Source organism: Haemophilus haemolyticus (assembly GCF_001008205.1).
Classification (GTDB): domain Bacteria; phylum Pseudomonadota; class Gammaproteobacteria; order Enterobacterales; family Pasteurellaceae; genus Haemophilus; species Haemophilus haemolyticus_Q.
This window is the reverse complement of sequence record NZ_LCTK01000005.1, coordinates 41,095-62,383: the sequence shown is the minus strand read 5'-3', so window position 1 is coordinate 62,383 and position 21,289 is coordinate 41,095. Positions and strand designations below refer to the sequence as shown.

Here is a 21,289-nt window from a genome sequence, read left to right as displayed (position 1 = left end):
TTCAGTTACATCTAGGATCAATAAAGGATCAAACAATGTCTAACATTATCAAACAACTTGAACAAGAACAATTAAAACAAAACGTACCTAGCTTCCGCCCAGGTGATACTTTAGAAGTTAAAGTATGGGTAGTTGAAGGTAGCAAACGTCGTTTGCAAGCATTCGAAGGCGTGGTTATTGCAATTCGTAACCGTGGCTTGCACTCAGCATTTACTTTACGTAAAGTATCTAACGGCGCAGGAGTTGAGCGTGTATTCCAAACTCACTCTCCAGCAGTAGATTCTATCGCAGTTAAACGTAAAGGTGCGGTACGTAAAGCTAAACTTTACTACTTACGTGAACGTTCAGGTAAATCTGCTCGTATTAAAGAGCGTTTAGGCGAATAATTTCGCAAAGAAAAGGCTTGGGAATTCCAAGCCTTTTTTGTGTTCATCATATTAATCTGCACTATAATACAATTTTCCGATTTCAATTTTTTGACGACCAGTCTCTTCTCGCCATTTATTACTATCACGTAAAGAATACACACAACCGCAATATTCCTGTTGATAAAACCGCTCACGCTTACTAATTTCAATCATACGTTGCGAGCCACCTTCTTTACGCCAGTTATAATCCCAATAAATAACATCATCATATTTTTCCGCAGCACGATGCCCACAGCCATTTATTTGATTCATATCCTTCCAGCGAGAAATACCCAAGCAACTAGTAAATACAGGGAAACCATGTTCATGAGCATATTCAGCAGCTTTTTCAAAGCGCATATCAAAACACATAGTACAACGAATTCCCCTCTCAGGCTCCCATTCCATTCCTTTGGCTCGATCAAACCAATTTTGACGATCGTAATCTGCATCAATAAATGGAATGCCAAATTTTTGGGCAAAACGAATATTTTCTTCTTTACGAATTAAATATTCTTTGAGTGGATGAATGTTTGGATTGTAAAAATAAATCGTAAATTCAATGCCAGATGCAAGGATTGCTTCCATCACTTCACCCGAACAAGGCGCACAGCATGAATGTAAAAGAAGTTTATTATGCCCATCTGGCAACTCAAGTTTTTCACGAATAAAAGGTGCACTCGGATCTTTACGAACCTTTTGTTTACGAGTTTTACCTTGAAAATTAACCGCACTTTGCTCAGGTTTAGATTGAAGTTCTGTATTCATAAAGTTTAATTAAAATTAATTGGTATTAAGTATATAAGCTAAATTAAGGGCTAATAATTTCTATCCACAGACAAATAAGCCAAAGAAATCAACGCCTTCTTATAATCACTGTCTGGCAACATTACAATCGCATCTACTGCTTTTTGAGCTTCTTCTTTTGCACGATTCATCGCATAATCTAAAGACTTATGCTCAGCCATAATAGCTAATACTTCATCAATAGCTTCACGTTTACCACCTTGCTCAATCGCTTCGCGAATTAAAGCAGCCTGTTGAGCATTACCATAACGCATAGCATGTAGCAGAGGAAGAGTTGGTTTGCCTTCAGCTAAATCATCTCCTACATTTTTACCTAGAGCTTGTGTATTTGCACTATAATCCAATACATCATCCACAAGCTGAAATGCAGTTCCAATATAACGCCCATAATCTTGTAAAGCCTTTTCTTGCACTTCTGTTCCGCCCGCAACAATTGCCGCAGCTTGACCAGCCACTTCAAACAAACGCGCAGTTTTACTATAAATTACACGCATATAATTAGCTTCGCTCGTTTCAGGATCATTAACATTCATTAGCTGCTGAACTTCGCCTTCCGCTAAAACGTTAGTCGCATCGGCCATGATTCCTAAAATCTTCAATGACTCTAATTGTGCAACTAATTGAAATGCACGCGTATAAATAAAGTCTCCTACAAGTACACTTGCAGCATTCCCAAATTCTGAATTCGCCGTAGCGCGCCCACGACGCATATCGGACTCATCCACCACATCATCATGTAATAAAGAGGCAGTATGAATAAATTCAACAAAAGTAGCACAAGTAATTGAACTAGCTCCTTCGAACCCTAAAGATCGAGCTGCGAGAACTGCGATCAATGGTCGGATCCGCTTACCACCGCCTTGAACAATATAAAAACCTAACTGTCCTATTAATGGAACATCTGAATTAAGCTGAGCAAAAATATTTTGATTCACTTTTTGCATGTCGGGATCTGCAAGTTTCTGGATCTCGTCTATGCTCATAAGATCTTGTTTCTTCATTTTTTCATCAATTATTAGCCAAAAGTGCGGTGCATTTTACCCGAATTTTCAGACTTTCTGAAATCAATCCGCAAATGAAGGGAATTTTTTTATTTTATTGTAAATAAATTCTTGCCATAGGTAGGATTTTTCCGTAGAATTTGCGACCTATTTATATGAATTTTTAAGTGTGGACTGCTAAAGAGCAGGGAAACACAATTAAGCGGAGTATTTATGTACGCAGTTTTCCAAAGTGGCGGTAAACAACACCGTGTGAGCGAAGGTCAAGTTGTTCGTTTAGAAAAACTTGAACTTGCAACTGGAGCAACAGTTGAGTTCGATTCTGTGTTGATGGTCGTTAATGGTGAAGATGTTAAAATCGGTGCACCAGTAGTTGCTGGCGCAAAAGTAGTGGCTGAAGTAGTTGCACAAGGTCGTGGCGAGAAAGTTAAAATCGTTAAATTCCGTCGTCGCAAACACAGCCGTAAACAACAAGGTCATCGTCAGTGGTTCACAGAAGTGAAAATCACTGGGATTCAAGCATAATTTCAGAGGAGATCAAGTAGATGGCAACTAAAAAAGCTGGTGGTTCAACTCGTAACGGTCGCGATTCTGAAGCTAAACGCCTTGGTGTTAAACGTTTCGGTGGCGAATCTGTATTAGCAGGTAGCATCATTGTTCGTCAACGTGGTACTAAGTTCCACGCGGGTAGCAACGTAGGTATGGGTAAAGACCACACCTTATTCGCAACTGCAGATGGCAAAGTTAAATTTGAAGTAAAAGGCGAGAAAAGCCGTAAATACGTAAGTATTGTTACTGAATAATTTAAAATCTATTCGATTGAAACGCCCTACAATTTTGTGGGGCGTTTTGTCTTTTTTAATTTCACATAAGCGAGCACGCAATGAAACAACAACCTTTATTAGGCTTTACCTTTGCGCTTATTACCGCTATGGCTTGGGGCTCCTTACCTATCGCTCTCAAACAAGCTTTATCTGTAATGAATGCGCAAACTATCGTATGGTATCGTTTTATTGTAGCGGCGATCTCATTATTAGCCCTACTTGCTTATAAAAAGAAATTACCTGAACTAATGAAAGTCGGCCAATATGCTTGGCTTGCTCTTATTGGGGTAATTGGTCTTACCGGCAATTTTCTATTATTTAGTAGCTCGCTGAATTATATTGAACCTTCGGTTGCACAAATTTTTATTCATTTATCCTCTTTTGGAATGCTTATCTGTGGTGTACTAATCTTCAAAGAAAAATTAGGGCTACACCAAAAGATCGGACTTTTCTTATTATTAATTGGTTTGGGTTTATTCTTTAATGATCGTTTTGATGTATTTGCCGGACTAAATCAGTATTCAACAGGTGTCATCTTAAGCGTAGCAGGATCCCTTATCTGGGTCGCTTATGGAATGGCACAAAAATTAATGTTGCGTAAATTTAATTCACAACAAATCTTGCTAATGATGTATTTAGGTTGTGCCATAGCTTTTATGCCGATGGCTGAATTCTCACAAGTACAAGAACTCACACCTTTAGCTCTGATTTGTTTTATTTACTGCTGTTTAAATACCTTAATTGGATACGGCTCTTATGCGGAAGCACTTAATCGTTGGGATGTATCAAAAGTCAGTGTTGTTATCACACTTGTACCTCTTTTCACGATCCTATTTTCTCATATTGCGCATTATTTTAGGCCAGCAGATTTCGCAGCACCAGAATTGAATAATATTAGCTATATTGGTGCATTTGTTGTAGTATGCGGGGCAATTTTATCCGCAATTGGACATAAATTATTACCGCATAAAACTCATTAAAGTGCGGTTTATTTTGGAGAAGTTTTAATGAAATTTATTGATGAATCCCTTATTCGAATTGAGGCTGGGGATGGTGGCAACGGTTGCGTAAGTTTCCGTCGAGAGAAATTTATTCCGAAAGGCGGCCCTGATGGTGGTGACGGTGGCGATGGTGGCGATGTATATTTACAAGCTGATGAAAATCTCAATACCTTAATCGATTACCGTTTTAATAAACGCTTTGCCGCAGAGCGTGGAGAGAATGGACGGAGTTCAGATTGTACAGGACGTCGCGGTAAAGATATTATTTTACCTGTTCCCGTAGGAACTCGCGCTATTGATAACGACACCAAAGAAACCTTGGGAGATTTAACCCAACACGGTCAAAAAATGTTAGTAGCTAAAGGTGGTTATCACGGTTTAGGGAATACCCGTTTCAAATCATCGGTAAACCGTGCACCGCGTCAAAAAACAATGGGAACACCAGGCGAAAAACGAGATTTATTATTGGAATTAATGCTACTTGCTGATGTGGGAATGCTCGGTTTACCTAATGCGGGTAAATCTACTTTTATTCGTGCCGTTTCAGCAGCTAAACCAAAAGTTGCAGATTATCCGTTTACTACCTTAGTACCAAGTCTCGGTGTTGTGAAAGTGGACGACTCACATAGTTTCGTAGTCGCCGATATTCCAGGATTAATTGAGGGCGCAGCAGATGGTGCTGGGCTAGGAATTCGCTTTTTAAAACATTTAGAACGTTGCAGAGTGCTTATTCATTTGGTCGATATTGCTCCAATTGATGGCTCTAATCCAGTAGATAATGTCGCTATTATTGAATCTGAACTTTTCCAATACAGTGAAAAATTATCAGAAAAACCACGTTGGTTAGTATTTAATAAAATTGATACGATGAGCGATGAAGAAGCTGAAGAGAGAGCTCGAGAAATTGCTGAACAATTAGGTTGGGAAGAAGACTATTACCTGATTTCAGCGGCAACAAGGAAAAATGTTCCACCACTTTGTCGTGATATTATGGACTTTATCATAGCAAATCCACGCGAAGCTGAAACACAACAAGTTGCGCCTGAAGAAGTGAAATTCAAATGGGAAGATTATCATCAAGAACAACTAGCGGAGCATCAATTTGATGATGACGAAGATTGGGATGATGATTGGACCGAAGAAGATGATGAAGGAATTGAGTTCATCTATAAACCTTAAGAAGGTCTGATTTTATAAGCATTAAAAATTCAAAAGCACCTAAACTATTGTTTAGGTGCTTTTATTATATAAAGGAAATACCTTAGATGAAAACTTCTAGTGTTTTACCCGCACTTTAACACTTGATTTATTATTTTTTACCAATTGTAAGTGGAGACCTCGTATAGGTTTGACTATTGGTTTCACACTCTCTGGAAGTTTGCTTTCTACACGTTGTTTAATTTGTGTTGTAGCATCTACTTTAAAATGAAGTTGACGGCTATGAGCATTCTTCATTTCAGTACGGGTTTTGACACCTTTTACTACAACCTGATTATGCTTAGCATTCACCCCAGCATTAGTTGCAGTTTGTTGTTTTTTCGCATTAACTTCAACTTTTGCGTCTGCTTTCACACCAGCAATAGTCCCATTATCCCAATCTTTTTTAGCACTTTCGGCCCATTTATCTACTGTTGGAACAGCGAGTTTTCCACTGCCATTAGCAGAGAGATTGACACTCACTTCATTCACTTTATTTGCTAGTTGTTCAGTGTGAGAATCCCCAGAAATTGTACCGCTTACATGATTTGCATTAACAGAACCACCCACAAATTTAGCGTTACCACCAGCATTAATTGTCGCTGTATTGGTATTCATAGCGGTTTCCGTATGAGTTTCATTACGAATAACATTTACCGATAAATTTCCGCTACCAGATGATGGCGTCCATTTTTGATCATTAACGCTGCCGCCTAATTTTAATCCTACGGATACATCGGTTTTGTTCACATTATCTTTTGCTGCTGTAAGTGATAAATTACCTTTACCTGCATTTAAATTAAGATTTTGAGATTGAGAGTTTACGCCTTGTAAATTCACCCCATTCTGTGCGGTAATATTGACATTCTCGCCGTTTACTGAAACACCAGTATGAGTTTTGCTATTACTAACATTTACGCCAACATTCGCATTAAAGTTAACATTAGATACATCAGCACCAATATTTACACCTAATCCTACGGTAGCTGCCGTATTTTGATTATGATTATTTCCTGCCGTGATATTTACTCGCTTACCCGATAAATTTGCATTTTCTGTAGCCTGTACATTAGTTCCTTGCAAATTTAACACGCCTTGAGTTTGGACATTCACATTTTTACCAGAAATAGAGCCTGTTACTGCTTGGCTTTGATTACCTTGGTTACCATTTGCAGACACACTTACATCAATAGATGGTACTGCAGCTCCCGCCGATGGTACAACCATTGCACCGACACCTAACTTAGCATCAAAACCACCACCAGATTGGTTCTTACTGTTTGTTGCTTGATTAAATTGTGCAGTTTGAGCATTAATATTCACATTTTCTTTTCCATGAATATTTGCTTGGCTATTTAATTTACCTGTGTTGATGTTTATATTTTTAGCGTTAATAGAACCTTGCACTGAATTGCTTTCATGATTGCTTGATTGACTATAATTTGCGCCTACATTAGCGGATACATTAAAACGTTGGAAATCACTCGTATTCGCAGAAACACCCACACTTGCTCCCGCATTCATTTTGTCTGTTGAAGTCTGATTAAAGACAGCAACAAGTTGATGATTTTGTGAGTTAAATTGAGCCGTTTCACCCACATTATATTTCGTTGCATTATCTTGAATATGATTTGCCGTTACATCCACATTTTTACCCGCTTGCAATGCTGAAGCATGATGAGTAACACTTGAGGATGTTTCACGCCCACCTTTTGCAGAAAGATCTGCTTGAACGCTAAATACTTTTTTATTATCAATGCTGGCTGAAACTGTTACTCCTACATTTACATTATTACCAAAACCATTATGGCTATCCTGTGCGGTAGAATGAACAATCTGTTTGGCATTTTCTTGAATATTTCCATTAGCCTGTACTTGTGTACCTTGATGCTCAATACGATTTGCATTAAGTTGAACATTATTTGCAGCGGAAAGCTTACTCACTTGTGCTTTATTATCTACAGATGAATTAAGTGAATGATTCACGCTTGTACCTAAAGTAGCACTGACTTTACTTTCTGTTACTGTACCAGTTAAACCGATATTCACCTCGTTTTTCACACTATTTTGGATAGATTCGTTAGAATCTGCTTTCGTAGAGATGTGATCAGCTTGAATAGTCAAATTACCTTTTGTTGCAGCAACTTCACTACCAGAAATCACCACTTTTTTTCCAGTTAAAGAGACGTCCCCACCTTTTAATGTTGAGGCAGTATGCGTCGTAGCTTGGCTATTTTGACTATTGTTATAGGCATGTAAACCCACATGGAATTTACCTTCTGCTTTTCTCGCATCGGGCTTTTTATCAATACTGATTTCAGCATCAGAATTAATACTTGGTTTACCTTTACTGTTATCTATATTTAAGTTAGCTGTTAAATGCTCATGCTGGAATGTATTTTTTAAGCCATCAAATCTCCCAAAAAGACTAAAGCCCACTTCATTTGAAGATTTTTCAATATGGTTAGTCGCACCTTTAATCTCAATACCGCTTTTCGCAGCAATATCCAGTAAACCAGCAGATTGAACATTTGAGCCTATAATACTGACATTTTTATTAGTAGAAAGCTGTAGGTTTGACTCTGATTTAAGCGTTGAACCATGCGCAGTGGAAGTATGTTCATAACTGCTTTTACGAGCTTTAGTTATATCAAAAATCGTCCCCTGACGAGCATAATCGTTCGAAGTTTTATCGGCATGAGCACTATCAATAGTTAAAAAACCCTCATTTCCTTTTACAACACCATTACCACCAGTCACCACTCGACTACCAGTAATATGGACGCCTCTTTTAGCATCTAATACAGCATCACCTCTTACGGTGAGATCTGAGCCATGAATAATCTCAGCGTTTCTCCCTGTTCCCACAGTTTTAGAACCAGCCAATCCCCCCCAAAAACGCATATGATCATTTAAACTATAATGCTCCGTTGTTTTTTCTGCGTTAAAAGTTAAATCTCCTTCATTTTTAGCTAACAAGTCTCCATCAACCTTAGCAACCACGCCGATAAGATTAACATCACCTTTGCCACCTAAAACAAGATCATTTTTCGTTGAAATTTCAGTTGCAGTATAACGTTGAATATGACTATCTTGATTGCTCGTGCCCGTTTTTAAACGAGCCGTTTCATTTTTGAAATCAGCATAAGCTGATTGAGATTGAGTCGCACTTGTGCCACGTAAAGTTATGCCTTGTTCGCCATAAAGTGCGGTTGTTTTTGCTGAAATATTTGCACCTTCAGTGGTCACTTTACCTTTTGTAGCAACTATATTGATATTGTCGCCTTCGATAGTCGTACGGTGAGTAATTTCTGTTTTGTTGCTATCCAATTCATTACGATACCAACTACCTTTGTTTTGAAACTTGCTGGATTTATTGGCAACAACCGTTTTTTCTGAACCTAAATGAACGCCACCACCATTGATTTGACTACTTTTAGCTTGAATATCGGCACCATTAATATTCAATTGATTAATAACATTAATATTGAGTTTATCTGCTTTAATATGTGTCGCTTGATAATTTTCAGAGGTACCACTACGTTCTTCACGAACATTTACGGTTCCTACTTTGCCAGATTTACCTGAACTATAACCATCTCCACGACTTACTTTTCCATTTATATTCGCTTTACCAGCAGTAATGCTAATTTCTTTTGCACTTAGCTCTGTTGCTTGAGCTGTAATTGTGGCTCGATCATCAGCGGAATGAATACGAATTCTACCAGCCTGAATACTACCAACCACTCGCCCATCTAATACTTGCCCTGTTTTTTCTGTTGTGGTGATTTTTAGTGTACCGTTATCTTCTCGAGTAATTTTATTTTTACCCGCAATAACATTTACCCCTTCACTTGTTGAGATTTGACCAGCAACATTTACTTGCGGTGCAATTAAATCAATATCACCACTTGTTGTAATTTTGCCATTGGTATTCAATCCCTTATCCCCGGTAACATCATAACCATTTAAATTACCAGCTGATACTTGAGGTTTACCAACAACTAAAGAAGCTCTAGGTGTATTTATAAAATCACCACCTTCAACGCTAATACCATTTGGGTTAGCTAATACATAATCAGCCTTATCCCCAAAAACTTCTTGTTTACCTGCAATTTTAGAAGGATTACGACTAATCACTTCATTAAGGATAACTTTTGCAGATTGAGTTTTAAGATTTGGGTTAGCATTAAGATCACCAGCAAGCTGAGATTTTCCATTTTGACGGGAATTATTTAAAACAGCACCCGCTTGCTCTACGTTAAATTTATTATATCGGTTATGGGAAAGCCCAGAATTACTTGGATTAGCAATATTGATGATTTCAATATTTTGTTTTTTACTAACTTGAGTATTACTGTCTGCAGCATTGATCTCAGCAAAAGCTGACTGCCCTGCAATACTTAGTGTAATGGCGAGAGAAATTTTACTTAATGAGTAAGATTTAGACATATTATTACCTCTAAGATGAAAAAGAATTCAGAGACACTCACTATGTAGCTATAGTGCCTCTTAATAGTTATTAAAAGTTTTTGTATTAAAACAAAATCAGAGAAGTTCGACCAGTATTTAAAATCTAGAAAACGTGATCTATATCACAAGATTAAGATTTTTTATTAATTACACTAGAACAAATAGACAAAATTCGTTGAAATAAAACGTTCTTGCTTTACTCCATCTGATTTATCAAATAATCGTCCTGTTGCCCATTCAAGATTTGCTTGAAATGCTTTATAAGACCAATTTAATCCTATCGCATAAGCAAGTGCTTTTTCACGTTGATCTTCATTAACAGATTTCTGTACTCCTAAATCAAAACCTAAATAAGGCGAAAATGTTCCTATTTTCGTTTGCTTGATCCAAGCAATATCGTTATGTGATACAAGATTTTTTTCAGCCGATAGGTTTAAATCATTTAGCCCACGAACACGATTATACCCTGTTAAATCCTCTTGTTTTACCGATGGTAAATAATGTGAAGCATATTGCCCGGTGAGCTGATGAGAGTGACGGAAAAGCTCACTACCTAACGCTTGATAACGATTAAATTTCAAATCCAAATTCCAACGTTTAAATTGAGATTCAGGTTGCTCTTCCCCCCTATTGTTTCCCTGTTCGTAACGAAGATCGACCACTAAGTTTCCATTTTCAAATAATTGAAGATGATTGATACCAACAGAAATACTAGAAAGCTTTGGACTTTGTAATGCCAACACTACGTCTTCAAGACTGTTCTTACTGTTAAGTTTTTCAAATTGGGTAGAAAATGTAGATATATGATTCCCTCCCCGGTGGAAAACATATTCAGCTGAAATTCCAGTTTGGACAGTACGACCATTTTGCTGTAAAGAAAAGTTTTCCAGTATTAAAGGTGATTTAAATTGTGAGAAAGATGCAAAACTACTAAATGTCCAATATCCATATGGTAAAGAATAATGCAGTAACAAAGAGCGGTTAAATTGATAACGGGATTTTAAAGTATGTGCTCCACTTAAATATAACGTATCGGATAAACCAAACGGATTTCCAATGTTCACAGCAGCACGTGCTTGCCAACGTCCATAATTTTTTGACGCTCGATCATCTATACCAACAGAGCCTGAAATACGAGAAGTTGGCTCATTACTAAAAGACAATCTTATTTCACCATTTTTAGCAGGCAAAACATCAACGGTCACATTGTTTCCAGATATGCGATTCGCTTGGTCAAGTGCTTGATCAAGATCTTGCACTTTAAGAGGTTTACCCAAAACATTTGGTAACAACTGATTTAAATTAAGTTGCTTATCATCACTTTCTAATGCTGTAGTTTTTCCTTCAAAAACATGCAAAGTTAATAAACCTGAGTGATCATCTTCAAATTGGAATGGATTATGAATATATCCCTTATCAATATATTCCTGTGTAAGCTGCCGACTAAGTTGGTTTAGTCTTTCTTCATTTATGCACTCTTCTTTCTTTGGTAATAAGTGTTCCACCTTAACAAGTGTCACGCCCTTAAATTGAATGCCTTGATAATTTAAACAAGCTTTTGAAAGAGAATCATTTTTTGGTTGTTGAGTAGCTGATTGAAAAGAATGTTGTTGAATCCAACGATTTTGATTCAAAGATTGAAATTCATTGAATTGCTGTTTAGATTGTTGAAATGATTGAGTCAAATTATCTGCTAAAACCATAGGTGAAATAGCAAATAAAAAAAATGAGAAAGAAAAGTATTTCATATGAGAAAGCTTAATAACAATTACAGTTTATATTCAGTATATCGGAATCTACTTCTTAGTTTAATAAGGGAAGTGCTTATAACTATAATCAAAACTAACGTTCTAATAATACTAAAACGCCATTTATACATTTATGAGTTCAAGATACTGAATCCGATAAACTTTATATAAATGGCGCGTAGTGAGACTAAATCAATTTAGTCACTATCAATAATAAAAATGGCAATTAGCCTTTAATGTATATCACTTCTTGCAAGTTAAGCATTAACGCTCAAAAATTTCAGAATCAGTAAAGAAATAGGCGATTTCACGATTTGCACTTTCCACACTATCCGAACCATGAACCGAGTTCTCACGCTGACTTAATGCAAAATCTTTACGAATTGTACCTTCTGCTGCAGTTTCTGGATTCGTTGTACCAATCAAAGTGCGGTAATCTTTCACTGCATTTTCTTTTTCAAGAACAGAAACCACTATCGGTGAAGACATCATATAATCAACTAAAGGAGCAAAAAATTCTTTGCCTTGATGCTCGGCATAAAAGCCTTCAGCCTGCTCACTCGTTAAGCGAACCATTTTAGAGGCTATAATTTTAAAACCATTTTGCTCAAAACGAGTTAAGATCGCCCCAATTAGATTACGATTTACCGCATCAGGTTTAATAATCGAAAAAGTTCTTTCTGTCATCATATCTCCTTACTTCAATGATTTTGATAACATTAAATTTGCTAAAGTTTGCACACCAATCCCTGTGGCTCCAACAGCCCATAAATCACTACCAGATCTACGATAAGTAGCGGAACAATCAATATGCAACCAATTTTGCTGATAATTTTTCACAAAATACGATAAAAATGCCGTTGCAGTACTAGCGCCCGCTCCAACAGGAACCGAACCGATATTAGCAATATCTGCAAAAGATGAATTAATTTGTGATCGATGAAAATCTTCAAATGGTAAACGCCAGAAAGGTTCATTTTCTTCTTGTGCTGATTGGAAAAGATTATTCACGAGATCATCATCCATAGATAATACCGAATGATAGTCATTTCCTACAGCCACTTTTGCAGCCCCAGTTAAAGTCGCACAATCAATAATAAAACCTGGATTTTGGTTATCAGCTTCAATCAATCCATCAGCCAACACCAAACGCCCTTCAGCGTCAGTATTGAGCACTTCTGCTGTCACCCCATTTTTATAAGTAATAAAATCACCCAGTTTAAATGCATTATTGCTTACCAAATTTTCTGCACAACATAAATACAGTTTAACGCGTTGATTTAATCCGAGAGCGATAGCGAAACCTAAAGCCCCCGTTAATAATGCTGCCCCACCCATATCGGTTCGCATTGTACTCATTCCATCACTTGGTTTAATGCTGTAGCCGCCACTGTCAAAAGTAATCCCCTTACCAACTAAACAAGATAACACTGGCGCATTCGGATCTTGCGTTGGATTGAAATCGAGTTGCAACATAGCGGGCAAGTTAGCAGATCCTTTACCCACCGTCCAAATTCCATGATAACCTTGTTGCTCAAGATCCTCACCAGAAATAATCTTAAAACTTACCGCACTTTTTTCATTATAAATGTCCGCTTGGTTTAAGATAAATTCCGCCGCTCGCTCCGCTAATTTCACAGGCGTTAAACTTTGTGCTGGCTCATTAATAATCCCACGCACAAAATCACTACATTCGATACGCGCTAATAGTTCATCTTGTAGCTCATGATCCAAATGAGGAAACTCAATCCCGTAATCTTGTTTTGCGGTATAAAAACCTTGATAAAACGCCCAGCAAAATTCTAAATCCCATTCTTCACCGACTAATTCCACATCTTTAATTCCCTGCCCACGCAATTTTCGGGCAGCTTGTTGAACTAAAGTGCGGTCAGTTTTTTCATTATTTTTTAAATGAATCATAGCTTTATTAGAGTCAAAGCTCAAAATAGCATTTTTTCCCCAAGCGTCAGAGGCTAACGCATTTGAAATCGTGATTTGCATATATTCCCCACACATCATACATAAAACAAAAAAAGATTAAAAACTATACCAAATTTTATACCTAATTTCACATCATTCCATCATTAATAACAAGCATTTTACAAATATTTAAGGTAGAATCTACTCAATTTAAGTCTGTACATACTTTTATTCGTATGATTCAAGAAAAACATCTAACATTTACAATTAACCTCTTAGTTTCCCTATTTTTCTTAACCGTTTTGATCATTCCAAAGGGTTATAACTACGCGCCAATAATATTAAGCGCAATTGGATTGATTTATTTCATACCATTAAAGAAAAAACTATCTTTTAGCACTGAAGATAAAAAACTGATTTTTTCTTTTTTATTTTATTTCTGCACATTCTTATTATCCATCATTATCAACAAAGATGGGATTAGAGAAATAGACAATCCAAGCCGACTTCTTTTATTCATCCCCCTACTACTTTTATTCAAAAACTTTCCAATAAAAAGGAAGACAATTTTATATGCAATTCCTTCTAGTGCATTAATTACAGGATTTGTTGCGTTATTTCAGAAGTTTGCATTAGGATATGAAAAACCATTCCCCGAAACAATGCATATACAAATGGGTGATATCTCCATATCTTTAGCAATATCAAGTCTTATTATTAGTATCTATTTTTCTATAAAAAAAGAATATAAATCAGCACTATTCGGAATGATTGGTCTGATACTAGCTGTAAGTACTAGTGCGCTATCTGGAGCTAGAGGTGGATGGGTTGGCTTCCCTATTGTATTTTTTATTGTTTTAGTTCTATATAGAAAATATATTAATAAAAAATTAATTCTATCTTTATTTATAATAACCACCCTGGGATTTTCCACATTACTTTCAAGCTCTAAATTTGGAATTGAGCAACGTTATAATGAAGCAAAATCAGATATCATTAATTACTTTGAAGAAAGTAATAAAGATACATCCTTAGGGGCTCGCTTTGATATGTGGGAAAATGCCTTAATTGCTATAAAGGAAGCACCTATCTTTGGTCATGGAAGTAATGGATACGAGTCATTTAAACATAAACAAGTAGAATCTAAACAAATGGCTAAAACCACTTTAGGATTTAACAGTTTACATAACCAATATTTAGAGTCTTGGGTGAAACGGGGGATAATTGGATTTATAGGATTGATTCTTGTTATTCTAACACCATTATTTTTCTTTATTAGAAATTTAAATACCCATAATTTAGAAACAAAATGTATTTGTATTTTAGGAATTATACATATTGTTTCCCATATATTTTATTTCACAAGCCAGTCATTCTTGGCTCATAACTCAGGCAATATTTTTTACTTCTTCAACTATCTTATATTTTATTGTCTAATAAAAAGAGAAAAAATCACAAAATAGATAAACATTCTTATCGTTTACTCTATTTAATAAGAGGAACCATTAAACAAATACCATTTTACCGTCTGACGAAGTCCTTGTTCAAAGGTTGTTTGCGGTTGCCAACCTAATTCTGCATGAATTTTAGAACAATCCAATGAATATCGCACATCGTGACCAGGTCGGTCTTTTACAAAAGTCATTAAATCTTCGTAATACTTAATGTGATTAGGCTTATTTGGTGCAAGTTCTTCGAGTAATTGGCAAATTGTTTTAACCACTTCAAGGTTTGTTTTTTCACAATTTCCACCGATATTATAGTTTTCCCCGACTCGACCTTTTGTCAAAACTAAATATAAAGCTTGAACATGATCTTCCACAAATAACCAATCACGTATCTGCTGCCCATCACCATAAATTGGCAAAGGCTTTCCCATCAGCGCATTTGAAATCATTAAAGGGATAAGCTTTTCAGCATGCTGATAAGCCCCATAGTTATTGGAACTGTTTGTGATAATCACCGGCAAACCATAAGTGCGATGCCAAGCGTGCACCAAATGGTCACTCGCTGCTTTTGAGGCTGAATAAGGGCTACTCGGATGATAAGGGGAATGTTCAGTAAAGGCAGGCTCAGAAAGGGATAAATCCCCATATACTTCATCTGTAGAAATATGGTGGAATCGAAAAGTCGTTTTTTTAGCTTCGTCTAAGGTATGCCAATAATTCTTAGCAACTTCTAACAACATATAAGTGCCAACAATATTGGTTTGAATAAAATCAGCTGCTCCCGTAATAGAACGATCAACATGGCTTTCTGCCGCCAAATGCATCACTGCATCAGGCTGATATTTCTCGAAAACGCTTTCTATCGCCTTAAGAGCACAGATATCAATTTGCTCAAAAGCATAGCGAGGATTATTTTCTACTTCTCTCAAGGCTAATTGATTTGCCGCATAGGTCAATTTATCAATATTGACAACAGAATCTTGAGTGTGATTAATGATATACCGAATAAGGGCAGAACCGATGAAGCCGGAACCGCCGGTGATGAGGATTCGCGTCATTAATAGGCTCCTGTTTTCTTACACACTACTTTAGCAGTTTTAAGTAAGATCACAATATCATTCCATAGAGACCAGTTTTTAGCATACCAGGTATCGAAATAAACTCGCGTATCATAGCTCACATTATTTCGCCCACTGACCTGCCATAAGCCTGTCATTCCAGGTTTTGCCATAAGGTAATAATCAACGTCCTCTTGATAATAAGACAATTCCTTTTTCACTATTGGACGAGGTCCGACTAAACTCATTTCACCTTTAAGTACATTCCAAAGTTGTGGTAGTTCATCTAGGCTTCTCGCTCTTAACCATCTGCCTATTGGTGTAATGCGTGGATCATCTTTAAGTTTGAAGTCTTTTTCCCATTCTAATCTAGCACTTTCATCCGTTGCCAAAATCTTTTCTAACACTTCATCTGAATTATTCACCATTGTTCGAAACTTCAAACATTTGAATTTCTTTTTATGCTGACCAATTCTTGAATGCTCGTATATGAAATTACCGCCATCTCTTGTGATTATAAAATATAAAGGAATACAAAACGGTAACAATAAAAGTAAGAGAAAAGATGAACCTAAGATATCAAAGGTTCTTTTAACAATCTTAGATGAACGTTTTGCTAAATTATTATTTACTCTAAAAAGCACCATTTCTTGGCTAAATAAAAAAGACATATCCGTGCCATAAAGTGGAATACCTCGAAAATCAGGAATCACAGAAATAGAACGGCATCCCTTGCGAATTAAATAACGCAACCAAAAATCTTGTTTGGCTTTATTTTCTTCATCAATTGCAAGAATAAACTGAGTAAATTCTGGCGACACTAATTTCATTAGCAGCTCAGGGTTATGGCGCATGACGGGAACACCCTCAATAAACTCTGAATGATAATCTTCCGTTGTCACAAATAATTTTATGTCGAATCCTAAATACGATTCATTATTTAAGGCGTTAAATACTTCTTTAGCATTTTTTCCATTACCAATAATGATCGTTTCTTTCAAATATATTCCACTTTTTATCAAAAGCTTTTTTACAATAATCCTGAAAAAAGGAAGCCCTACAAAGATACAAATCCAAGTTACAGACCAGAAATAACGAGAAACATATAGACGAGAAAAGGCAACAATCGCCAATTCAATAATGAAAAGAATCAATAAGGTACGGATAATTTCTTTTAATTCAAACCAAAACGGTTTGCGGTAAGTATAGTGCCGTAATCGTATCCAAAACCATAACACACCAACGAAAGATACACAGGCATGAATCAACACATAGGCATTAAATTCCTCCAAAGGAAAATAAAAACGGCCGCCACGAGTGATATCTAACACTTCATAGGCAATAAACAATGAGCTAAAAAGTGCTAGAAAATCAGTGACTAATAAAATAAATTTACACCACGTAATTTTATGCATAGTGAAATCCTTATCTTAAAAATTTCCGTTTTAATAAATTAATCGCTTTTTTAAACAAATTCTCGCCTTCCAAATTAACTACCGGAATTTCACAAAACTTTAACTGATGATGAACCAACCAAACATTGAATAGGCGCTCGGCAATAAAACCAAATACTCTTTTTTGGTAGCTATCATACTGGGTTATATCTATTCGCTTTTCTAATTCAAACAAAATAGGGAAAAGCCACCTACAGTATTCTGATGCTTTCTCTGATGAGATGACAAACATATTATAAATATGAATCTTTCGGCCTTGCATAATTGCATCAAAGCTCGTTATGTACTCAGGATGCAATTCAGAAATAATTTCCCTTGTACAATTCAGATCCTTAACATGATGGGCATGTTGGTAGTGAGAATAAATTGATTCAATAAAATAATTTCGTTTTTTCGGTAAAATCGCATCATATTTTTCTAGAAGAGATAGCAACTCTCTTTCTGATGCAATATGCTGTTTCTTCAAACATAACTTTTTACCTGCGAAATAACGGCGATAGTGTACTAACCCAACATATTGGTTATTTTTAAAGATACCATTTTGCCAAGCCCAATAAAGCCCTGTTAATTCACAAAAACTACTATTTTTTTCAGCAATATTTACACCTGAATTATCTTGGTAAAAGCCCTCATTTTTTAGAGGGCTTGCAATCTTTCCTCCTACAAACAGCGGGCGATAGCATGCAGAATCTGGAAACTCATAGTCTTTATGCGTAATCACTAATACAGTAAGCTTTTGCATGTTATTTTAAGTAATCCTTATGATGAGAGAAGTCACCCATTATGCCATGAAAGATTCCTCTGACCGCAATGCTTAATTTAGAAAAACTCGGTTGGGTCAATGAATAGAACCATAAAGTTTTAAATATAAATGCCAAAACATGCAAATAACTACTGTATTTTTTGTGATTAGAAATAGCATTTCTACACATGCAATAAAGCTTCAACTTCGATGGTGTATCATTAAAATGTAGTTTGTTAAAAAACATCGGCGTACCTAATGATTCATCTTTAGGGTGATAAAAATAAGCATCCACGATAGAAGCAATGTCTACACCATATTTTTTCATTCTTGCCGTGTATTCCATATCATCACCCCAAATAAAATACTCTTTTAAAGGGAAACCAACCTTTTCAACCACTTTAGATGAAAGCAGAATACCGTTAAATGGAATAACTATACCGTCTATCTTTTCTTTAATTTCTAGTGCTTTCAGATCTTCTAATGTATCTAATCTTTTCAAAGTTGAAGGTAATCTCATTGGAAAACAAAAATTATTTGGTTGTTTAATATCAAGCACTAATGGGCCTAAATAATTATTTTCTGTCGCAAAGGGGAATAAACTCGCTAAACAGTCATTCGCAGGTACACCATCATCATCCATTAACCAAATATAATCAAAACCTTGTTCAAACGCATACTTGATCCCTTCATGGAATCCACCTGCACCGCCCATATTCTCGGGCAAAGTGAGCAAAGTAAAAGCATCATTATTTGTCCAACCATGCTCACCTAAAAAATCAGCTGTGCCATCAGTACTGGCATTATCAATTACTACAATATGAGATAATGAATATGTTTGGGCTTTCAGTGCATTTAAGCAATTTAATAATAATGCTTTGCGGTTAAACGTCACAACCGCTGCACAAATTGATTTTTCAGTATGCATAATTGACTCAATTTTATTTAAACAAAAGCCATACACAAAATCGTATATGGCTTGATTCTAGGCTCGCTATACTTAATCCATATTCACATAGAATGGTTTAAGTGCGGTCTGTTTTTCTAACGATTCTTTCACAACATCCGCTGTTTCTAAGGCCTCTTTAATCGTCACATCCATATCTAAATAACGATAAGTACCTAAACGACCAACGAAAGTCACTTGTGTCTCTTTATTTGCCTTTTCAACATATTGTTGCAAGAGTGCTTTATCTTTCACTAAACGAATCGGGTAATACGGAATATCATTTTCACCACATAGACGGCTAAATTCACGATAACAAATTGTTTTCTCGTGTTGTTCCCATGGTGCAAAGTGTTTGTGTTCTGAAATACGAGTATAGGGTACTTCTTCATCACCATAGTTAATTACCGCATTACCTTGGAAATCGCCTTCATCACGGAATGCTTCGAAATCTAAGGTACGATAACCTAAGCGACCCAATTCAAATCCAAAGTATGCATCTAACGGACCTGACCAGAAAATGTGATCAAATTCTGCTTTCATAGACTCCGCAAATGGCGTATTTAAACGCACTTCAATATTTTCATGATCTAAAATCGCTTCCACAATTTGTGTATAACCGTTTTTTGGCATACCTTGGAATTTATGCGCAAAGTAGTTATCGTCATAATTAAAACGCACAGGTAAACGTTTTAAAATGCTTGCCGGTAACTCTTTTGGCTCAACACCCCATTGTTTTTTAGTGTAACCATAGAAAAAAGCTTTATACAAATCCTTACCTACAAAACGCATTGCTTGCTCTTCAAAGGTTTGCGGATCAGTAATAGACAAATCTGCTTGCGCCTCAATTAAAGCTTTTGCTTCTTTCGGTGAACACGTTTTACCAAAGAATTGGTTAATCGTATGCAAGTTAATTGGAAGAGAATACACCGCACCTTGGCTAATCGTTTTTACACGATTAACAAACGGCATAAACTCACCAAAATTGTTCACATAAGTCCATACTCTTTCATTATCTGTATGGAAAATATGTGGACCATAAACATGAACCATCACATTTGTTTCAGCATCACGTTCAGAGTGACAGTTACCTGCCACATGGCTACGAGAATCAATAACAACGGTTTTATAACCATTTTCCGCTAATTCGCGAGCGATAACAGCATTAGAGAAGCCAGCGCCAATTAAGAGAAATTTCATGTTTTATAGACAAAATTACGTAATTTATTTAATAATTTATATGTTCTATTAAACTTATGACGAAGATAAAAAGCCAAATAGAATGATTGAGGATAATTATAAAACATATAGAATTTTCTCCATGTCTTAGGATCTCTACGCATTTCTTTCTTCAGAAGATCCATATCTACTAAATTGGAATATTTGAAATTATCCACAAATAAAGGATAAAGCTCTTTAGGATCCAATTCAACATTAGATAACGTATCTCCACATGCCCATGTAAAAATAGATAAGTTAAAAATTGAATGCTCTAAAGCAATATCCTTTGGAATAGTACCATACCTATTTTTGAATTCATCTGTTACTGTTCTAAGAGCAGAAGATAGATCTAGAATATTTTTTCTATTCTTTACCTTCATAATGCTACCATCTCTTTGACGATAAAGAATACATTTTATTGGCAAATAGAAAATTGTTTCACATTCATCAATATGTAACGTTGTAGTTCTCACATCTTCATAGTTAAATCCAACTGGACTCAATGTTTTATTTAAAATAGATTTTTTAAAAATATGACGCCAAGCATACACTTGAGCGTTATGATAAACAGCTGAAACAATATTATTTTCTTTTACATTTAATAATTTTCGTTCAGGCAATTTCTTATATTTATGAGTTCCCCAAGTGCCACCATCATCCCAGTAATACTGAAAATCAATCACTAAACAATCTGGTTTATTTTCTGATAAACAATATTTAATGTATGGTAATGTCCTTTTACTAAATAAATCATCACCATCCAAAAAAGCCACATACTCTCCCTGAGCGATTGCCAACCCTGCATTTCTTGCAGAACTTAGGCCACCATTTTCTTTATTTACGACTACAAATCTTTGAGAGTTAATTTTTGCTTTATATTTTTCTAATAAAGAAAATGTCCCATCTGTTGAACCATCATTAACAACAATTAACTCCCAATCATCATCCCATTGTCTAATTACAGAATCTATCGCCTCAGATAAATATTCCACAACATTATATGCAGCTATAACAACACTAATTAAAGGCTTATCCATTTAAA

18 protein-coding genes are annotated in these 21,289 nt (G+C 36.0%); 6 read left to right on the top strand and 12 right to left on the bottom strand.

Annotation, left to right across the window (positions count from 1 at the left end; genetic code table 11):
- Positions 1–35 precede the first annotated feature (35 nt).
- Positions 36–386 (top strand): 50S ribosomal protein L19, encoded by a 351-nt coding sequence (gene rplS, locus AAX18_RS01135; protein ID WP_046952670.1) that lies wholly within the window; start codon positions 36–38, stop codon positions 384–386.
- Positions 387–437: 51 nt separating this feature from the next.
- On the opposite strand, the gene AAX18_RS01130 is transcribed toward rplS, so the two are convergent.
- Both AAX18_RS01130 and ispB read right to left on the bottom strand, forming a co-directional pair.
- The gene (locus AAX18_RS01130) at positions 438–1,175 is read right to left on the bottom strand and encodes an epoxyqueuosine reductase QueH (RefSeq protein ID WP_046952669.1); all 738 of its coding nucleotides are present in this window, start codon (positions 1,173–1,175) and stop codon (positions 438–440) included.
- Positions 1,176–1,225: 50 nt separating this feature from the next.
- Positions 1,226–2,215 carry an octaprenyl diphosphate synthase gene (ispB, locus tag AAX18_RS01125; RefSeq protein WP_046952668.1) on the bottom strand — a complete coding sequence of 330 codons (990 nt, stop codon included), beginning with the start codon at positions 2,213–2,215 and terminating at the stop codon, positions 1,226–1,228.
- Positions 2,216–2,428: 213 nt separating this feature from the next.
- Here ispB and rplU point away from each other — a divergent pair, with 213 nt between their 5' ends.
- The 4 genes from rplU to cgtA all read left to right on the top strand — a co-directional run bounded on the left by rplU (position 2,429) and on the right by cgtA (position 5,219).
- Positions 2,429–2,740, top strand: a complete 312-nt coding sequence (rplU, locus tag AAX18_RS01120; protein WP_005626416.1) for a 50S ribosomal protein L21 — start codon at positions 2,429–2,431, stop codon at positions 2,738–2,740.
- A 20-nt stretch (positions 2,741–2,760) separates the two neighbouring features.
- The gene (rpmA, locus tag AAX18_RS01115) at positions 2,761–3,018 is read left to right on the top strand and encodes a 50S ribosomal protein L27 (protein ID WP_005626413.1); all 258 of its coding nucleotides are present in this window, start codon (positions 2,761–2,763) and stop codon (positions 3,016–3,018) included.
- An 80-nt stretch (positions 3,019–3,098) separates the two neighbouring features.
- Positions 3,099–4,019, top strand: coding sequence for a DMT family transporter (locus AAX18_RS01110; protein ID WP_046952667.1), 921 nt, complete (start codon positions 3,099–3,101; stop codon positions 4,017–4,019).
- A 27-nt stretch (positions 4,020–4,046) separates the two neighbouring features.
- A complete protein-coding gene (gene cgtA, locus AAX18_RS01105; protein ID WP_046952666.1) occupies positions 4,047–5,219 on the top strand; it encodes an Obg family GTPase CgtA in 1,173 nt (390 codons plus the stop codon).
- A 96-nt stretch (positions 5,220–5,315) separates the two neighbouring features.
- On the opposite strand, the gene AAX18_RS01100 is transcribed toward cgtA, so the two are convergent.
- The 4 genes from AAX18_RS01100 to pepB form a co-directional block, all read right to left on the bottom strand.
- Positions 5,316–9,689, bottom strand: coding sequence for a two-partner secretion domain-containing protein (locus AAX18_RS01100; RefSeq protein ID WP_046952665.1), 4,374 nt, complete (start codon positions 9,687–9,689; stop codon positions 5,316–5,318).
- Between the two features lie 173 nt (positions 9,690–9,862).
- A complete protein-coding gene (locus AAX18_RS01095; protein WP_046952664.1) occupies positions 9,863–11,458 on the bottom strand; it encodes a ShlB/FhaC/HecB family hemolysin secretion/activation protein in 1,596 nt (531 codons plus the stop codon).
- A 264-nt stretch (positions 11,459–11,722) separates the two neighbouring features.
- Positions 11,723–12,145: a nucleoside-diphosphate kinase gene (ndk, locus tag AAX18_RS01090; RefSeq protein WP_046952663.1), complete on the bottom strand. Its 423-nt coding sequence runs from the start codon at positions 12,143–12,145 to the stop codon at positions 11,723–11,725.
- Between the two features lie 9 nt (positions 12,146–12,154).
- On the bottom strand, positions 12,155–13,459 hold the full coding sequence (pepB, locus tag AAX18_RS01085) for an aminopeptidase PepB (RefSeq protein ID WP_046952662.1): 1,305 nt from the start codon (positions 13,457–13,459) through the stop codon (positions 12,155–12,157).
- Between the two features lie 155 nt (positions 13,460–13,614).
- Here pepB and AAX18_RS01080 point away from each other — a divergent pair, with 155 nt between their 5' ends.
- Entirely contained in the window at positions 13,615–14,841 is a 1,227-nt protein-coding gene (locus AAX18_RS01080; protein WP_046952661.1) for an O-antigen ligase family protein, read from the top strand.
- Positions 14,842–14,867: 26 nt separating this feature from the next.
- Here AAX18_RS01080 and rfbB read toward each other — a convergent pair whose 3' ends face one another.
- From rfbB to AAX18_RS01050, 6 genes are all read right to left on the bottom strand, one after another.
- Positions 14,868–15,884 carry a dTDP-glucose 4,6-dehydratase gene (rfbB, locus tag AAX18_RS01075; protein WP_046952660.1) on the bottom strand — a complete coding sequence of 339 codons (1,017 nt, stop codon included), beginning with the start codon at positions 15,882–15,884 and terminating at the stop codon, positions 14,868–14,870.
- Complete coding sequence (gene wbaP, locus AAX18_RS01070) at positions 15,884–17,299, bottom strand: undecaprenyl-phosphate galactose phosphotransferase WbaP (protein WP_046952659.1); 1,416 nt, start codon at positions 17,297–17,299, stop codon at positions 15,884–15,886. The genes rfbB and wbaP overlap by 1 nt, the downstream gene beginning before the upstream one ends.
- A gap of 10 nt (positions 17,300–17,309) precedes the next feature.
- Positions 17,310–18,080: a DUF4422 domain-containing protein gene (locus tag AAX18_RS01065; RefSeq protein ID WP_046952658.1), complete on the bottom strand. Its 771-nt coding sequence runs from the start codon at positions 18,078–18,080 to the stop codon at positions 17,310–17,312.
- Position 18,081: 1 nt separating this feature from the next.
- A complete protein-coding gene (locus AAX18_RS01060; protein WP_046952657.1) occupies positions 18,082–19,008 on the bottom strand; it encodes a glycosyltransferase family 2 protein in 927 nt (308 codons plus the stop codon).
- 72 nt (positions 19,009–19,080) lie between these two features.
- On the bottom strand, positions 19,081–20,226 hold the full coding sequence (gene glf, locus AAX18_RS01055) for a UDP-galactopyranose mutase (RefSeq protein ID WP_046952656.1): 1,146 nt from the start codon (positions 20,224–20,226) through the stop codon (positions 19,081–19,083).
- On the bottom strand, positions 20,223–21,284 hold the full coding sequence (locus AAX18_RS01050) for a glycosyltransferase family 2 protein (protein WP_046952655.1): 1,062 nt from the start codon (positions 21,282–21,284) through the stop codon (positions 20,223–20,225). The genes glf and AAX18_RS01050 overlap by 4 nt, the downstream gene beginning before the upstream one ends.
- Between the last annotated feature and the right edge of the window lie 5 nt (positions 21,285–21,289).

Excerpts from the sequence above, each read along its gene's own strand:
- rplS (WP_046952670.1), top strand. The coding sequence starts at position 36 with ATGTCTAACATTATCAAACAACTTGAACAAGAACAATTAAAACAAAAC.
- AAX18_RS01130 (WP_046952669.1), bottom strand. The coding sequence starts at position 1,175 with ATGAATACAGAACTTCAATCTAAACCTGAGCAAAGTGCGGTTAATTTT.
- ispB (WP_046952668.1), bottom strand. The coding sequence starts at position 2,215 with ATGAAGAAACAAGATCTTATGAGCATAGACGAGATCCAGAAACTTGCA.
- rplU (WP_005626416.1), top strand. The coding sequence starts at position 2,429 with ATGTACGCAGTTTTCCAAAGTGGCGGTAAACAACACCGTGTGAGCGAA.
- rpmA (WP_005626413.1), top strand. The coding sequence starts at position 2,761 with ATGGCAACTAAAAAAGCTGGTGGTTCAACTCGTAACGGTCGCGATTCT.
- AAX18_RS01110 (WP_046952667.1), top strand. The coding sequence starts at position 3,099 with ATGAAACAACAACCTTTATTAGGCTTTACCTTTGCGCTTATTACCGCT.
- cgtA (WP_046952666.1), top strand. The coding sequence starts at position 4,047 with ATGAAATTTATTGATGAATCCCTTATTCGAATTGAGGCTGGGGATGGT.
- AAX18_RS01100 (WP_046952665.1), bottom strand. The coding sequence starts at position 9,689 with ATGTCTAAATCTTACTCATTAAGTAAAATTTCTCTCGCCATTACACTA.
- AAX18_RS01095 (WP_046952664.1), bottom strand. The coding sequence starts at position 11,458 with ATGAAATACTTTTCTTTCTCATTTTTTTTATTTGCTATTTCACCTATG.
- ndk (WP_046952663.1), bottom strand. The coding sequence starts at position 12,145 with ATGACAGAAAGAACTTTTTCGATTATTAAACCTGATGCGGTAAATCGT.
- pepB (WP_046952662.1), bottom strand. The coding sequence starts at position 13,459 with ATGCAAATCACGATTTCAAATGCGTTAGCCTCTGACGCTTGGGGAAAA.
- AAX18_RS01080 (WP_046952661.1), top strand. The coding sequence starts at position 13,615 with ATGATTCAAGAAAAACATCTAACATTTACAATTAACCTCTTAGTTTCC.
- rfbB (WP_046952660.1), bottom strand. The coding sequence starts at position 15,884 with ATGACGCGAATCCTCATCACCGGCGGTTCCGGCTTCATCGGTTCTGCC.
- wbaP (WP_046952659.1), bottom strand. The coding sequence starts at position 17,299 with ATGCATAAAATTACGTGGTGTAAATTTATTTTATTAGTCACTGATTTT.
- AAX18_RS01065 (WP_046952658.1), bottom strand. The coding sequence starts at position 18,080 with ATGCAAAAGCTTACTGTATTAGTGATTACGCATAAAGACTATGAGTTT.
- AAX18_RS01060 (WP_046952657.1), bottom strand. The coding sequence starts at position 19,008 with ATGCATACTGAAAAATCAATTTGTGCAGCGGTTGTGACGTTTAACCGC.
- glf (WP_046952656.1), bottom strand. The coding sequence starts at position 20,226 with ATGAAATTTCTCTTAATTGGCGCTGGCTTCTCTAATGCTGTTATCGCT.
- AAX18_RS01050 (WP_046952655.1), bottom strand. The coding sequence starts at position 21,284 with ATGGATAAGCCTTTAATTAGTGTTGTTATAGCTGCATATAATGTTGTG.